The 16,056-nt window shown below is 41.5% G+C and carries 12 protein-coding genes and 1 pseudogene; 6 read left to right on the top strand and 7 right to left on the bottom strand.

What is annotated here, in order from left to right; genetic code table 11:
- Positions 1-45: 45 nt before the first annotated feature.
- The 4 genes from PJ15_RS13980 (at position 46) to PJ15_RS13965 (ending at position 3,571) form a co-directional block, all read left to right on the top strand.
- Positions 46-1,014, top strand: a complete 969-nt coding sequence (locus PJ15_RS13980; protein WP_047431809.1) for a hypothetical protein — start codon at positions 46-48, stop codon at positions 1,012-1,014.
- Between the two features lie 11 nt (positions 1,015-1,025).
- Positions 1,026-1,787, top strand: a complete 762-nt coding sequence (locus PJ15_RS13975) for a GH25 family lysozyme (RefSeq protein ID WP_047431806.1) — start codon at positions 1,026-1,028, stop codon at positions 1,785-1,787.
- Positions 1,777-2,844, top strand: a complete 1,068-nt coding sequence (gene dinB, locus PJ15_RS13970; RefSeq protein WP_047431803.1) for a DNA polymerase IV — start codon at positions 1,777-1,779, stop codon at positions 2,842-2,844. Before PJ15_RS13975 ends, dinB begins: the two co-directional genes overlap by 11 nt.
- Positions 2,845-3,214: 370 nt before the next feature.
- Complete coding sequence (locus PJ15_RS13965) at positions 3,215-3,571, top strand: RidA family protein (protein WP_004773913.1); 357 nt, start codon at positions 3,215-3,217, stop codon at positions 3,569-3,571.
- Here PJ15_RS13965 and PJ15_RS13960 read toward each other — a convergent pair.
- The 5 genes from PJ15_RS13960 to PJ15_RS13940 form a co-directional block, all read right to left on the bottom strand.
- On the bottom strand, positions 3,568-4,104 hold the full coding sequence (locus PJ15_RS13960; protein ID WP_004773912.1) for a DUF2726 domain-containing protein: 537 nt from the start codon (positions 4,102-4,104) through the stop codon (positions 3,568-3,570). The two genes, PJ15_RS13965 and PJ15_RS13960, sit on opposite strands and share 4 nt — an antisense overlap.
- Positions 4,105-4,407: 303 nt before the next feature.
- Positions 4,408-6,789, bottom strand: coding sequence for a YgiQ family radical SAM protein (locus PJ15_RS13955; RefSeq protein ID WP_005255630.1), 2,382 nt, complete (start codon positions 6,787-6,789; stop codon positions 4,408-4,410).
- A gap of 232 nt (positions 6,790-7,021) precedes the next feature.
- On the bottom strand, positions 7,022-9,292 hold the full coding sequence (locus PJ15_RS13950) for a TonB-dependent siderophore receptor (RefSeq protein ID WP_047431800.1): 2,271 nt from the start codon (positions 9,290-9,292) through the stop codon (positions 7,022-7,024).
- A gap of 192 nt (positions 9,293-9,484) precedes the next feature.
- Positions 9,485-10,693 carry an MFS transporter gene (locus tag PJ15_RS13945; protein ID WP_005255635.1) on the bottom strand — a complete coding sequence of 403 codons (1,209 nt, stop codon included), beginning with the start codon at positions 10,691-10,693 and terminating at the stop codon, positions 9,485-9,487.
- A 78-nt stretch (positions 10,694-10,771) separates the two neighbouring features.
- Entirely contained in the window at positions 10,772-12,025 is a 1,254-nt protein-coding gene (locus tag PJ15_RS13940) for an esterase-like activity of phytase family protein (protein WP_047431797.1), read from the bottom strand.
- A 447-nt stretch (positions 12,026-12,472) separates the two neighbouring features.
- Here PJ15_RS13940 and PJ15_RS13935 point away from each other — a divergent pair, with 447 nt between their 5' ends.
- Together PJ15_RS13935 and PJ15_RS13930 are read left to right on the top strand one after the other, a co-directional pair.
- Entirely contained in the window at positions 12,473-13,036 is a 564-nt protein-coding gene (locus PJ15_RS13935; protein WP_004773907.1) for a lytic transglycosylase domain-containing protein, read from the top strand.
- 355 nt (positions 13,037-13,391) lie between these two features.
- Complete coding sequence (locus PJ15_RS13930; RefSeq protein ID WP_200046199.1) at positions 13,392-13,910, top strand: lytic transglycosylase domain-containing protein; 519 nt, start codon at positions 13,392-13,394, stop codon at positions 13,908-13,910.
- A 65-nt stretch (positions 13,911-13,975) separates the two neighbouring features.
- Here PJ15_RS13930 and cysK read toward each other — a convergent pair whose 3' ends face one another.
- A complete protein-coding gene (cysK, locus tag PJ15_RS13925) occupies positions 13,976-14,977 on the bottom strand; it encodes a cysteine synthase A (RefSeq protein WP_047431794.1) in 1,002 nt (333 codons plus the stop codon).
- 127 nt (positions 14,978-15,104) lie between these two features.
- A pseudogene (locus PJ15_RS13920) lies at positions 15,105-15,826 on the bottom strand (AAA family ATPase).
- Positions 15,827-16,056 lie beyond the last annotated feature (230 nt).

The raw sequence follows: 16,056 nt of genomic DNA, 5'->3' as shown, positions 1-16,056 counted from the left end.
GGCTTTGTGATTAAAACCAATTAAAAATAATAAGGAAAATATTCAATGATTATTCCCCAGTACTGGGCTGAAGCCAAAATAAAAACTAGCATTGCAGGACGTCCTTACACGCTTAAGCGTTTTGGCTGGTCTGATCAAAGTGCAGAGGCAGCACATGTCCATGCGGAACAACGTGTTGCCGAGGCAATTGAGAAAATCAAATCTGGCGAACATATCCGTCGAATTGAGCATAAAGTCCCCTATAACGGTGCCGAAGGTCTGCCAATTCGTGAAGAAATTATTGCTCAGCATGATGATGTAATTATTACGCGTAATGGCTATGGTGCCTTGTGTTTAAATACCCCTGATGTGCTTTTTGCTGATATCGACTTTGCAGAGTCCTCTCATTTGACTGTTCATTTTGCTGCTTTTTTCTTGCTATTGTTACTTTCAATCACTGTGGCTGCTTATTTTATGTCATGGATGATTTTGGTCATTGGACTGATTATTTCATTGCTATTCACCCGTATTTTTGCCAAAAGCTTATCCAGACTGCAACAACGTTTTACAACGACACCTGAACAGCGCTCACTCGCCTTGATCCGAAATTTTTCTCAACAGCATCCTCACTGGCATTTGCGTGTTTACCGCACGCCTAAGGGTTATCGTATTCTGGCAATGCATCAAACTTTTGAAGCCAATGGAAAGGATGCTCAATTACTGTTTAATGCCATTCAGGCTGATCCTAACTATGTACGGATGTGTAAAAACCAGAACTGTTTTCGAGCCCGAATTAGTCCAAAACCGTGGCGCATTGGAATGAACAGATTGCGTCTCGGTGTATGGCCTGTGGATTCTCAAGGTTTGGCAATCAGGGAAGCTTGGGTGCGTGATTATCAGCAACGTGCAGAACCTTATGCTTCCTGTAGATTTGTGGAACAATTTGGTAGTCAGATGGTCAATGCCAAGGCGAAACGGGTACAATCACTACATGATCAATACTGCAAATCTGGCACTCATCTCGACCTCGCATAATCACTGATAATATGGCAAAGAAATCCGTAGCTTCTTCCTTCTCTCAACACTATCCGACCTATGCCAGTGTCGGTTTAGCTGTCATGCTGGGTGTGGTGAGTTATTTCGGACTGTTCTACCAACAGAAAGCTGTTGCGCAAGACTATGCCATTCGTGGTTTTGATGTTTCGCATCATCAAGGTGAGATCAACTGGAAAAAAATCTCTCCGATGCAGTATCAATTCGTCTATCTCAAAGCCACCGAAGGTGGTGATTTTCGTGATAGTAATTTTCAGCAAAATTGGCTCAAGGCCCGTGAACAAGGCTTACATGTCGGTGCCTATCATTTCTACCGTCTGTGTCGTGATGGCAAGGTACAAGCTGAAAACTTTATCGCGACCGTACCTAAAAAAGCGGATGCCTTACCGCCTGCCATTGATCTTGAGTATGACAGTAATTGCATTAACACCTATACCAAAGAGCAATTACTGAAAGAAATTCAGGTCATGCACGACCAACTACACAAGCATTATGGCAAACAGCCAATCTTTTATATCTCGAAAAGCTTCTACCATATTGTATTGATGGGGAATTTCACTGAAACGCCGCTTTGGGTTAGAGATTATGACGGCAAACCTGAGCTCAAAGATGACCGCCAATGGACGTTTTGGCAACATAGCAGTCAGGGAAAAATTGCAGGTATTCCCAAAGCTGTGGATTTAAACGTTTATGCCGAATCGCCTAAACAATGGCGGATTTTTCTGAAACAGCAAGGCATTCAAGATGCCAAATGAATTACGAAAAATCATCCATATTGACATGGATGCCTTTTATGCATCAGTCGAGCTGAGAGAACGCCCTGATCTCAAAGATTTACCTGTCGTGGTATCTTCACACCATCCGCGTGCCGTCATTGCTGCCGCCTCCTATCCTGCCCGTGTCTTTGGACTTCGCTCTGCCATGTCGATGGGACAAGCCAGAAAACTCTGCCCACATGTGGTGGTGATTGAACCAAACTTTGAAAAATATCGTGAAGTTTCAGCCCAAATCCATCATATTTTTCAGCAATATACACCTTTGATTGAACCTTTATCTTTAGATGAAGCCTATCTGGATGTGACTGAAAATCTAAAGAATATTCCGAGTGCGACCGAAGTGGCGGCGCAAATCCGTGCCGATATTTTTGCAACCACAGGACTGACGGCCTCTGCGGGTGTGGCGCCCAACAAGTTTCTGGCAAAAATCGCATCGGACTGGAATAAACCCAATGGCTTATTTGTGATTAAACCACATCAAGTATTGAAATTTATTCAGGATTTAGCCTTAAACAAAATTCCCGGTGTCGGTAAAGTCACTCAGGAAAGATTAAGCCAGCTCAATTTACATACACTGGGTGATCTGCAAAAAATCGAAGAGAATATCCTGATTCATCATTTTGGGAAATATGGCAAACAGCTCTATTTATATGCGCAGGGAATTGACCATCGACCTGTGAAAGCGGAACGCGAACGCCAGCAAATTTCCAAAGAAATTACCTTTGATGATGACTATACACTCGAACAATGTCGCCATGCATGGCAGCCTCTTGCTGAGCAAGTTTGGCGGAGTCTGAATAAAAAACAACTGACCGCACGCGGGGTCAATGTAAAACTTAAACTCAAGAATTTTCAGGTTTTGCAGCACAGTAAAAGCTTTAAACAGGCCTTACAATCACAACAGGATTTAGGGCAAGTGGTTTTACAGTTACTCAATGAAATGCATATCGATCCAGCGTTTCAATTCCGTCTGGTCGGGGTAGGTGTTTACCAGCTTCAAACGGCACAAGACGAATCACAGCTTTCTTTATGGTAATGCTGTTTTTTTATACAAAAGCGTGATTATTGCTCAAATTTATGTTTGCTTTTTATGCAATTTTCAGTACTCTAAACAACGCAGTAACATTATCCATGTTATGTGCCTTGCTAAAGAAAACCTCGCTTTTAGCATCTGCTCCTGTGGTTGGCGTGACGATCAAATCCGAAGATTACAGGGCACTTCCGATGTTCTTTAGTTGCTTATTTTTCCAATCAAAATCCCTCATCTTCAGCTCTCCATTTCTTCTTCACCTACTGATATTTTAATGGAAATAGAAACTTTTTTAGCCTGATTTATACAAAATTACACTGCTGTTCAATCGCATCAAGTACAATCCAGTCAGTATATGATTGATTAAGGAATAGCTATGTCTGTGCAACGACTTCATGTCACTTCACGTTTTTGCGAAGTCGCAATTTCAGGAAATCTTGTTCATCTCGCAGGCCAATTGGCAGATGACACCAGTGTCGACGTAAGTGCACAAACACAGCAAACTTTAGATAATATTGATCGTTTTCTGGCAGATGCGGGTACAGACAAGACTCATATTTTATCGATTACGATCTTTTTAAAAGATATCGAACGAGATTATGCAGCCATGAATGCCGTATGGGATGCGTGGATTGCTGAGGGACATCCCCCAGCACGTACCTGTGTAGAATCTAAACTCTATGCACCTGATGTTTTGGTTGAAATGACAGTAACCGCTGTTCGCCCTGATTAATACGATTTCACGGCGAATTCATTATATTTCATCATCCGCTCCATCTTAGGCATTGAGGTTGATGTCACTGTGGTGGGAATTGTCATCGGTTCAAACAAATCCGGCACCAGATCTTCTCTCAATTCCTGCTCGGTCGGAATGCTGCTATAGCGCAATACGCGATAGCCTGCTAACTCAAGCAAACTGTCCTGATAATGTTTCTGATGCAGACGATTCACATAAGACTCGTCTGCAATCTCAATAATCGCGAGTACTTGATGTTGCTGGTCTAGCACCACAAAATCAGCCACTAAACCTTGATATTTACGGCGCGTATGCGCAAATTTGGTTGTTAATAGGGCGTCAAAAGACACATGTGCCAATACGGTATGACGCGGTAAAACGGCTTGTAAACGCATTAGGGTAATCTGCTCGGCAATATTTAAAATACCGCGGCGTTTTAATGGACTATCTTGGCGCCTGTTTTGTTGTAGGCGGCGAAGTGCGAGTGCTGTGATCAACAGCAACCCAACTATTGTTATGAAATAATACATTACTAACCAATCCCTTTAGATTTTTTATAATCATTTTTGGCTTTAAGCCAATTTTTTTAATCAATAACAGCGATAGCAAATTCATTTTGCAGTGCAAACTTAAGTTTTTTAATCGTGTTTTCCCAGACGACCAAAGTCGTAACTGCCCTCTGCTCTTTATTTATAATCATTACGCTTTGATTATTCAAGTCGTTATTGTCAGTTTATGTTTCGAATACAGCGCGTTTTGTGGTCAAATTATAAACATTTACCCAATATGTAAATAAAAAAGGCATGAAATATCATGCCTTTTTTGCCATCAAATTAACGATGGGCTTTTGCTTTAGACTTTGGCTTGCCCGAAAAAGGTCTTTTCTCACCTGTTTCACGCGGTGGTAAACCATTGTGCTGGGTTAATACCTGACCTTTTTGCGGATGTTTCTGACCCGACTGTGAACGAGATTGTCCTTGACCACGTTTTGCCGAATCTCCTGCAACAGAAGAATTCTTTTTACGGGCAGACTTATATTCACCTTCAGCCGTACCTTGTGGCTGATAAGTCGGAATCAAATGCTGTTTTGAATTTCCGATTAAATCTACACGCCCCATGTCTTTCAAGGCTTCACGTAATAGAGGCCAGTTGTTTGGATCATGGTAACGCAAGAACGCTTTGTGTAAGCGACGACGCTTTTCACCTTTAACAATATCCACATTTTCCGTATAACGCGCCACTTTAGACAATGGGTTTTTGCCCGAGTAATACATTGTGGTCGCGGTTGCCATTGGTGATGGATAGAAGGTCTGTACCTGATCGGCACGGAAGCCATTCTTCTTCAACCAGATCGCCAGATTCATCATGTCGTAATCAGTGGTACCCGGATGCGCAGCAATAAAGTACGGAATTAAATATTGTTCCTTACCTGCTTCCTTACTGAAACGCTCAAACATCTGTTTAAAACGGTCATAGGTGCCTATACCAGGCTTCATCATCTTCGATAACGGGCCATTTTCGGTATGCTCAGGCGCAATTTTCAGATAACCGCCGACATGGTGTTGAACCAGCTCTTTCACATATTCAGGGTTTAATACCGCAAGGTCATAACGCAGACCTGAGCCAATCAGAATCTTCTTCACACCCTTGATGTCACGCGCCTTACGATAAAGCTGAACCAACGGTGCGTGATCGGTATGCAGGTTTTGACACACCCCTGGGTAAACACAAGATGGTTTACGGCAATTCTTTTCAATTTCAGGATCATTACAGTGCAAACGGTACATGTTTGCAGTTGGGCCACCCAAGTCTGAAATAATGCCAGTGAAATTTGGTGCGGTATCACGGATTTTTTCAATTTCACGCAAAATTGAATCTTCCGAACGGTTTTGAATAATACGACCTTCATGTTCTGTAATCGAACAGAAAGTACAACCGCCGAAGCAGCCACGCATGATATTCACAGAGAATTTGATCATATCGAATGCAGGGAAACGCGCATTGCCATAAGCAGGATGCGGTAAACGTGCATAAGGTAAATCAAAAACGTAGTCCATTTCCTCAGTAGTTAAAGGAATTGGTGGTGGGTTGATCCAGACATCACGTTCGCCATGACGTTGTACCAAGGCACGGGCATTACCCGGATTGGTTTCAAGATGCAAAATACGGTTGGCATGTGCATACAGAACCTGATCATTGGCGACTTCTTCATAAGAAGGCAAACGGATCACAGCAAGTTCACGTGGCGGTAATTTATGTTTAATCGCTTTCGATGGTGCAGGCTTAAGCTGTACGATCTGGGTATCTGGATCTAGATTGTCGCCTTCACGGACAATTGGGTTGGCAACGAATTCTTTCTGGAAGTTCTGGTATTGAGCCAGTGAGTTGCCTTTTTCTTTTTCAACTTCACAGCCGTCAATATCTTCAGTCATCACATAAGGGTTGATGATCTGATCAACACGGCCAATCGTATCGACATCGTTACTTGCGATCTCAACGAATTTAGCTTTCGATTGTTTGTTATGTTTATTGATAATAAATGCGGTACCGCGAACATCGGTAATCTCGTGAACTTTTTCACCTTTGGCTAAACGATGCATCACATCGATAATGGCACGCTCACCATTACCATACATCAATAAATCAGCCTTCGAATCCATCAAGATAGAACGACGGACTTTATCTGACCAGTAATCGTAATGTGCGATACGACGTAAGCTGCCTTCGATCCCGCCAAGCAAGACAGGCACATCAGGGAAAGCTTCACGACAACGCTGGCAATACACTGTTGCTGCACGGTCTGGACGCTTGTTCGGTTCATTATTTGGTGAATACGCATCATCAGAACGGATTTTACGATCTGCCGTATAACGGTTAATCATCGAATCCATATTTCCAGCGGTCACACCCCATGCAATGGTCGGTTTACCTAAAACACGGAAACTCTCGACATTGGTCCAGTCTGGCTGAGCAATGATGCCGACACGGAAGCCTTGTGCTTCAAGCACACGCCCAATCACACCCGATACAAATGAAGGATGGTCAATATAGGCATCCCCACACACCAAGATAAAGTCACATGCATCCCAGCCGAGCAGATCCATTTCTTCTCGTGACATCGGCAAAAATGGTGCGGGTTCAAAACACGACGCCCAATATTTGTCGTAATCAAACAGCGCTTTTGGCGCAGTCTGCGTGGTATAGGCAGTAGACATAGCTTGCGAATCTCGGCTAGCAGATGGAGGAGAGACATCTAAAGATGAAAGCCGATCATTTTAACATGAATTTCATTCATTTTCCCTGTTTATAAAATATTCAAGAACAAGGAGATAACAAATTATTTGTATAAAGTTTAAACAAAATATAAATATTCCCAAGAAATTTTATAATACCTACACAAAATTCATAGAGGGCTGAAAATACCACCCCTCTATGATTCAAACGATTTTAAAACTTAGCGCGGAGGGTTAACTTCATGTTCCGTGGATCGCCATAACGATTCGAGTCTGTTGTTAAATATGAATAATATTTTTTATCCAAGACATTATTGGCATTAACAGCAATCGTAATATTTTCACTCAATGGATAGCTTGCCATCAAGTTAACCAGTGCATAGCCTTCCTGTTTTGCAGGTTTAGAGCCATAACGTCCGATTAACCACTCACTTTGATAATTTACTCCACCACCCACAGTTAAGTTGTTGGGTAACTTATACGTCGCAAATAAACGAGCAATATGTTCAGGTGTAGTTTCATTGAAAGTTTGGCCCTGCTTGGCGATATCTTTTTTATATTCTGTTGTATTGTAGGTATAACCTGCTGAAAGATTTAAATTTGGTAATACTTCTCCACGTAATTCGGTTTCAATCCCTTCACTGATCACCTCGCCAGCAGAGGTATTACAATATCCTTCTCCACCATTAAAGGCACACTGCCCTTTACTACTCTGATCCTGAATAGCTCGATTAATTTGATTTGTTCTAAAAGCTGCAATTGATGCGATCAGTTTATCGTCATTAAAGCTTCCTTTCACCCCAATTTCGTAGACATTACCCTGAACTGGATCAAGCAATTTTTCATTACGATCTTTGACATTCTGCACAACGAATGTATCTGTGAAACTCGCATACCCCGTATAGGTATCATTAAAATCATAAGTTAAGCCGACATAAGGTGTCCAAATATTATCTTTTTTATAATGAACAGCACGACTGTCGACAAATTTACCCGTCACATTACTTTGATATTCTGAATCATATTTAAAATTACTTTCTCGGACACCCGTAATCAACTTGAGTGAATCAGCCAAGTTCCAACGTGTCGTCAGATAAAGGCCAGTTTGCTCAGTTTGTACATACGAACGGCCGCCATCTTGATCATAACGTGGCGCGGCATAAGGTAGACCATAAGGATCAAAGTCAAACACATTTACTTGCATTTGCTCAACACCAACAGGTTTGGTATTGGCTTGACGATCCCACAATGAACCATCCGCCATCATGGTATCCCAGCTGGTCCATTGTCCAGGTATATCACTTTTCTGATGATTGATCCCCGCAACTAACTCATGTTCACGGCCTAACAAGTTAAATGTACCTTTAGTAAAGAAATCAAACACATCAAGTTGCTGATTATAACGATAGCCATATTTGTTGATCGTTGCCTTTGGATTACTCTTATCAATCGCACCTGTGCTAGCAAAGGCAAGGCTGGTAAAGGCCATGTCCATATCAATATCAGCTCTTAAATAACTTCCCTTCACCATCCATCCATTTTCGAACTGGTGGGTCAAATCAATAAAAGCCTGGCTATTTTTCTTATCCCAAAAGTCTCGGTAATCACAACCACAGTTATCTCGATCCAGTCCAATATCAGATCCATCTGAATAACGAGGCAAACTGTTCACTGGCACCGCATGTTCTTTCTGTTGGGAATAGCCAAAATTAAGTAAAGTATTTTTTGTCAGGTCCGCGCTGATAATTCCGTAAAGTAAATTACTGTCGCGCGTAACGGCTTTCATCCATGAATCACCATCTTGATAAGCTAAAACCAGTCGCCCTCTTACTGTTCCTGATTCATTTAAACGGTTGGAAACATCGACTTCCCCACGGACTGTATTCCATGATCCATAACTCACTGCACCGCTAGCATGAAAATCAGCCGTTGGCTTTTTACGAATCAGATTCACCGTGCCTGCGGGTTCTCCTGAACCTTGCAACAAACCCGCTGCCCCACGTAATACTTCAACGCTTTCCAACATAGCCATATCGGGTTTTGACGAAGCGACATTGGTTGCATTGACAGCCACTCCATCGTACTGCATCAAATTAGAGTTCCAGCCATCCCCCATGTTGAACCCACGTATCGAGAAGTTGGTTCGTTCAGTATTGTCCCCCGTTAGAATAATCCCTGTAGTATTTAATAAAGCTTCCCCTAGATTCGTTGCCCCCATATCTTCCATTTGTTTTTGTGTAATCACCGAGACCGACTGAGGGGTTTCCTTAACGCTTAAATTGAGCTTGGTCGAAGTACTGGCATTTTTCTTGGTGTAATTATTTTCCAATGAATCATCTGCTGTAACTACAATTGTAGGCAAAATATTGGTCTGTGCTGTTGCCGCCTCCGTGGCAGCATAGGCTGTTCCAACCCAACACGTATAAAGCGCCAGATAAATTGCACTTTTTGGAAAAATTCGATATTGAGAGATAGAACGATGCATAAGACTCTCCACATAAAATGAGAATCATTATCTTTATATTTTACACTTATACAACGATTATGTTCATATTTTATGCATTATTTTCTGCTTTACCTTATCAATACTTTCAATAAAGGAAGTATCAACTTTTGTTCAGACATCACGATCAGAGTTAAAAACCTTGAATCAATAATAAAATCGGCACTTCCCTTGTTATTCTGAAACAGCCCTAGACTTCAATCTTAATGCCAGCAAAAGACCAAAGATTAAAAACACCGCAACCATAAAAGTGATGCCCGTCCAGCCAAAATTTTCCCAGACCAACCCACCGCTACTGCCCAATAAACTTGAACCGATGTAATAGCAGAGTAAATACAGCGAGGACGCGACTGCACGGTATTGCACAGCCTGCACCGAGACCCAGCTACTTGCGGTGGAATGCGCGGCAAAAAATGAAAAAGTAAAAATAATCAGCCCAAGCAGAATCGTCCAGAGAGAAGGAATTAAAGTAATCAGTAACCCTAGCATCATCGTCAATAACAAGACTGGCAATACCTTATCGCGCCCATATTTAAAGCCCCATTGCGCAGCTTTAGGTGAACTGTAAATTCCTGCCAGATAAGCAATCGAAATCAGACCAATCCATGTTTGTGAAAGATTGAAAGGTGCTTCCAGCAAGTGATAACTAATATAGTTAAATACAGTCACCAGACAACCCATTAAAATAAATCCTTGGGCAAATAAAATACGTAATTTTGGATCTTTTAAATTCTGCTCAAAAGCTGCCTTAAAACGGGAAAAGCGGAATGGATAGGGTTTGAAATGCTGTGATTTTGGTAATAACAAATAAAATAGACAGGCGATAATGAAATTGATAAAACCAATCGCATAGGTCGCTGCTTGCCAAGAGATAAAATCAACCAGCACCCCTGCAATCAAACGTCCGCCCATGCCACCAATCGCAGTGCCTGAAATATATAGTCCCATCGCAAAACCAATATCTTTTTGCGCAATTTCTTCACCGATATAAGTCATCGCTACCGCAGCAACGCCGCTAACAGCCAAACCAATAAAAACACGGGTGGTCAGGAAAATTTCCCAAACAGGAAAAGAAGCGCTCACCAGCAATAAAATTGAGACCAAGAATAAGGCAAAGACCATGATCGGCTTACGGCCAAAACGATCAGAAATAAAACCTGTAAATAGCAGACCAATCGCAAGCGCAACGGTTGAAAAAGATAACGGGAAACTACTGTGAGTGGGTGTCACATGAAAGAATTCTGCAAAGATCGGCATCATTGGCTGGACACAGTACAACGATGAAAATGACGCAAAACCGGCAAAGAACAAGGACCATAAAATCGCAGTAAACGATTTTGAACCATACTCGATATGGGTTGGGCGCAACACTGATTCAGACATGAGGACTCCTTATGCCCAATCAGTATACGCCTTCAGCCGAAATGCGGAATGATCATTTCGGCGATTTTTACCTATTGTTTAAAATAATGCTTTGGGTAAACGAATCTGGATAATTTCATTATCATCAGCTTCTTTGGCATTGCGTCCCGATGAACCAGGGAAATTATTGTCATTCAATACGGTCAGGGTCGTACCATCTTCAATAATCACATCTTCAATGGTCTCAAACGGGAAAGCAAAAACTTTACCTGTACCAATATCCCCTACTCGCGCTGTGCCGTACAGCGCATCTGGATTGGCAATTTTCATCAAGTCGACCAGATCTTCACGCGCTACCGTTTGTTTCGGTTCATTGAACTTAATCCGAATCAGCTTTTTATGTCCGCCGAGATTATTCTGGCTGGCATCACGCTCAATGATAATGCCTTCTTTATCATTAAAGAGTTGAAAATCACCAATATTGGTAGCTTTACTGTCCAGCTCAAACCAATAATAAAGACCTGTATAAGCTTTTTTCTGAATATCAAATTGGGAAATTAACAAGCGTCCAGTCGAGTCATTGAGCAATGGCTTTTCCAGTAATGGATATAAATACTTGCCATCAGGTGAAATTGCCATCCCTTCAAAACCACTACTCCGTCCAACCAATGGCTCAACATAATTGATATTGGCCTTATTGAGCTGGTTTTGTGGTGAACGTAATTCTTGTGTCGGATTCAATGGATTCGGCAATCCAATCGGCGCATCTAGCAACACACCGTCTGCCGAGAAATGCAGCAGATAAGGGCCAAACTCATCACCAATCCAGTACGTTCCATCTGCGCCACGTTGCATAGATTCTGGATCAAAATCCGCGCCAGTCAATAAACGGTCAGTGGTATTGCCATTGATGATTTCAAAAGGAGTCAACTTATTCGGATCACGTAATTGAATAAGATCTTGCACAGTCACTTGTCCTGTACCTTTGCTCTTGGTTTTAAAGTCTGCTTTGATTTTATAAATACGCAATAAGAAATCGGCTGAATTGTCTTGCGTGCCGAAACCATTATCTGCCATCGCCATATAACTGCCGTCATCATTTTTTAAAGCAGCAGAAAAACCTTGTACGGGTTGCCCTTTAAATGGCGGATAAATCCCATTGGCACCACTCACAGCTTTACCCGAGTCTGGGCCAGCTGTATAAGTTTTTACAGGAAGTTTGGCAAAAGAGACTAAGGTAGGCTCGGTCACTTTTTCTGTGGGTGTGGTCTGATCTTGCTTATTATCATCATTACAGGCAACCAGCCCAAAAGCTGTGCAGCACATCACAGCCAAAAAGGTTTTCTTGTTCATCATTTTATTCGTTTGGTAAAAAAATCATGCAAATTTAAGCAAGCTTTGATGACGTTTTTACTGCAATAGCATGAATTCTTTATGGCGGAAAAATGACAACTCATCCAGAACAAACGCCAACCGAAAACTAATGTAAGTTAAAACGTACAATACTTGGGGTGATTGGCGAATATACACATTGTGCGCTATCCACTAATATTTGAAGCATAGAGAGACAGGATGTCTCATTCAGAAGAATAAGAACACAGGATGTGGTCGTTGACAGGAGTTGGCGGCAAGAAACCAAATATGAAAAGCCTCGACAGGATGTCGGGGCTTTTTTATTGTCCTAGCATTTTTCTTAAGACATAAAACTAAACGATTTAACTTACTATTCTGCATTGACTCTCAACGACTTGCTACCTACTATCCGCATGTTTTATATATGATGGTCAGTCTTTTTTTACGATGATAATTTACAACAAATTTAGCTTTTCTCGGTTTCAAATTACTTTTGTCAAATTGAGTATTATCCTTTTCAGTACTTATTTAACCGTTGCGTGTACCAGTACTCAAGGCCCTTCGGTACGTCAGTCTCAACAGTTTGCAACGGGCATTCAGAACGCTTATTCCGTTCCACCCACCACTGCGAATCGCGTTGCCCCCATCATTCTAAAAACAGCAGAAAAACATAATATTTCACCCCATTTACTAGCTGCACTGATTCGTCAGGAATCTAGCTATAGAACTTTTGCACGATCTTCTGCTGATGCGGTTGGTTTAACTCAGGTTCGTCCAAAATTCTGGCAGCAATTTTGCCCAGGCGATTTGTATGACGAACACGTCAATATTAATTGTGGCGCCTATATTTTAGCGAATTACTATCAATCGACTGGAGATTGGGCAAAAGCCTTGGGTTATTACAATGTTGGACCGACAGGCTATCGAAGAAGCCCATATATGCGCCAACAAGCCGAACGTTATGCCAGTTCAGTCAAACGACATGAACAATCGTTAAAAGAAGCTTTATAAAATTTGTCAGTAAAAACCTACATCGGTTGGGGTGATTGGCGAATATCCAGTTCGTTTTCCATTCATTAATATATGAATCATACAGAGACAGGATGTCTCATTCAGAATAACAAGAACACAGGATGTGGTCGTCGACAGGAGTTGGCGGCAAGAAACCAAATATGAAAAGCCTCAACAGGACGTTGGGGCTTTTTTATATGACCTTTAAAAGAATAAATACGGTAAAACAACTGCTATTGACTCACCTAAACCGAGTGCATACCATCCTAATAATTTTATTTTGTCTCGGGTCTTGGTTTTGCAAATCGTCTCTACATCATCGAATCAAGGTATTGCTTCTAACGCACTCGGCTCAATATTTTTAAAGCTTAGTCTTATCATCATCGCGGTGAGCCTTTCTGCGTGTAGCAGCTTAAGTGGATCATTTGCAAATCGCTCGAATCAACTCTCGTCTGGTTTACAAACTGCTTATTCTGTTTCCCCAAACACGGCAAATCGTTTATCACCCATGATTATCCAGAGTGCTGAACGTTACGATGTTTCACCAACTTTACTGGCTGCCCTGATTCGTCAGGAATCCAATTACAATAGCGCTGCCCGCTCACCAACGGGTGCTATTGGGTTAACACAAATCATTTCCAGTCATTGGCGCCAGTCTTGCCCAGGCGATCTTTATGATGAAAATGTCAATATTAACTGTGGCGCGCATGTCCTCTCAACCTACTATCGATCAGCGGGTAGCTGGTCTAAAGCTGTAGCTTATTACAATGTCGGCCCTACAGGATATCAACGTAGTTTCTGGACGCGCCATAAAGGGAAAAAGTATGCTCGCTCGGTTAAACATCACGAAAAAACCTTGAAAAAAGCACTTTAAAAATAATCAAAAATAAAAAACCATGCGTAAATAGCATGGTTTTTTTTATTGGCTAAATAATGGAATTAAGCTTCCTCAAATAAACCTTCAAATAAAACTGAAGATAAATAACGCTCTCCACTATCAGGCAAGATCACCACAATGGTTTTGCCTGCATTTTCAGGACGCTCTGCAATCTGTGCTGCTACAGCCAATGCTGCGCCACTCGAAATACCGACCAAGATCCCTTCTTGAGTTGCACATTTTCTTGCCCACTCAATTGCATCAGTGCTATTCACTGGTAACACTTCATCCACCAAATCCAAGTCCAGATTCTTAGGAATAAAGTTTGCGCCAATGCCCTGAATTTTGTGCGGTGCAGGTGTAATGCTCTCACCACGTTTGGTTTGGGTAATGATCGGCGATTCAGCAGGTTCAACTGCAACTGAATACAGTGGTTTATTCTGAACCTGTTCAAAATAACGTGAAATCCCAGTAATGGTCCCGCCCGTACCAACACCTGCTACTAGAATATCCACTTGACCATTGGTTGCCTGCCAAATTTCAGGGCCAGTGGTGTCTGTATGAATCTGTGGATTGGCTGGATTCTCAAATTGTTGCGGTAAGAAATATTGTTCAGGATTTTCAGTAGCTAAACGAACAGCCTCATCCACCGCACCTTTCATCCCTTTTGCCGGATCCGTCAGTACTAGATTTGCACCTAATGCTTTTAATACTTTTCGACGTTCCAAACTCATACTTGCAGGCATGGTCAAGGTAATTGGATAACCTTTTGCCGCTGCCACAAATGCTAAGGCAATCCCTGTATTACCACTGGTTGGTTCAACAATATGCATGCCAGCTTTCAGTACACCGCGTTTTTCCGCATCCGCAATCAAAGCAGCACCAATACGACATTTCACTGAAAATGCAGGATTACGGCTTTCAACCTTTGCTAAGACAGTTGCACCCGTTTTAATAAGACGGTTGATACGCACTAAAGGTGTATTACCAATCGCTTCCGCATTATTTGAGTAAACCGCGATACCTAAGTTAGTAGGTGTTGGAAATTGCTGATCAGTTGACATGTTATTTCCTTATTAGATTTAAAATGATTCTCAATCATTATAGGCTTGTGAATCTATGAAGAAAGTAGAAAAATAAAAATTATAAAAAAGAAATATTTTTCAAATGGTTAAATAGGAAAAGTTTTAACTACTGTTCCAAAATTTGCGTTACTCTCTTTTGATAATTATTGAGAAAGTCCTTTGTTACCCGAAAATGTTCCGTTTCTTCATAGCTCACTTGTCTAATTCCCGATTCCGAAAACTGGTAAATCTTTGCATTTGGATAAGCCAGAAGAATGGGAGAATGTGTTGCAATAATAAATTGAGAGTGTGCCTGACATAAACGGTCGATTACCGATAACGTTGTCATCAACATGGTAGGAGAAAGAGCTGCCTCAGGCTCATCTAGAAGATATAATCCATTCCCTTTCAGTTTCATCGTTAAGAGTTTTAAGAAAGCCTCTCCATGAGAGCGACGATGAATATCTCCTCCATATTCAACTAGATAATCAATCTCTTTCATGTAAGTTGCTACGTTATAAAAGCTTTCAGCACGCAAAAAATAATAATCCTGAGGCTTTTTATAACTTTTTATTGTGCGTAGAGATTGATGTAAAACCGAGCTGGTCGTTGCCGTATTAAGTTGAACATTACGTGTACCCCCTTCTTCTGAAAAGCCCAATGCTAGTGCCAGTGCTTCAAGAATAGTAGACTTTCCCGAACCATTTTCTCCAACAAAAAATGTAACTTCTGGATGAAATTCAATAGTTTCCAGATCATTCACTGCTGGAATAACATAGGGATAACTGGCCCAATCCAAGCTCTCAGGAGCTTTCAACTTTACAGATCTGTATAGGGTCTTTCTTGCATAATGCCATTAAAAATCTCTTTTCTATAGCATGCTGGATTTTGAGTAGCAATAACAGACTCGTCCGACTCTTAACGTCTTGGTTTGACGCTCTTCTTATTTATAAAAATTCCACGCAATAAAAAACACCCCTAACCGTTTAGTTAGGGGTGTTTCTAATTTAAAAGCTGGCGATGACTTACTCTCACATGGCAAGTGCCACACTACCATCAGCGCTAAGAGGTTTCACTTC

The organism is Acinetobacter sp. neg1, assembly GCF_000788125.1.
GTDB classification, from domain to species: domain Bacteria; phylum Pseudomonadota; class Gammaproteobacteria; order Pseudomonadales; family Moraxellaceae; genus Acinetobacter; species Acinetobacter vivianii.
Note: the sequence above shows the minus strand (reverse complement) of the source record. Positions and strands in the feature narration are given on the sequence as shown.

What these genes read in the sequence shown, in the direction of transcription:
- PJ15_RS13975 (WP_047431806.1), top strand. Translation starts at nt 1,026, where the DNA reads ATGGCAAAGAAATCCGTAGCTTCTTCCTTCTCTCAACACTATCCGACC.
- PJ15_RS13960 (WP_004773912.1), bottom strand. Translation starts at nt 4,104, where the DNA reads ATGTATTATTTCATAACAATAGTTGGGTTGCTGTTGATCACAGCACTC.
- PJ15_RS13945 (WP_005255635.1), bottom strand. Translation starts at nt 10,693, where the DNA reads ATGTCTGAATCAGTGTTGCGCCCAACCCATATCGAGTATGGTTCAAAA.
- dinB (WP_047431803.1), top strand. Translation starts at nt 1,777, where the DNA reads ATGCCAAATGAATTACGAAAAATCATCCATATTGACATGGATGCCTTT.
- PJ15_RS13935 (WP_004773907.1), top strand. Translation starts at nt 12,473, where the DNA reads ATGATAATTTACAACAAATTTAGCTTTTCTCGGTTTCAAATTACTTTT.
- PJ15_RS13950 (WP_047431800.1), bottom strand. Translation starts at nt 9,292, where the DNA reads ATGCATCGTTCTATCTCTCAATATCGAATTTTTCCAAAAAGTGCAATT.
- PJ15_RS13965 (WP_004773913.1), top strand. Translation starts at nt 3,215, where the DNA reads ATGTCTGTGCAACGACTTCATGTCACTTCACGTTTTTGCGAAGTCGCA.
- PJ15_RS13980 (WP_047431809.1), top strand. Translation starts at nt 46, where the DNA reads ATGATTATTCCCCAGTACTGGGCTGAAGCCAAAATAAAAACTAGCATT.
- PJ15_RS13955 (WP_005255630.1), bottom strand. Translation starts at nt 6,789, where the DNA reads ATGTCTACTGCCTATACCACGCAGACTGCGCCAAAAGCGCTGTTTGAT.
- cysK (WP_047431794.1), bottom strand. Translation starts at nt 14,977, where the DNA reads ATGTCAACTGATCAGCAATTTCCAACACCTACTAACTTAGGTATCGCG.
- PJ15_RS13940 (WP_047431797.1), bottom strand. Translation starts at nt 12,025, where the DNA reads ATGAACAAGAAAACCTTTTTGGCTGTGATGTGCTGCACAGCTTTTGGG.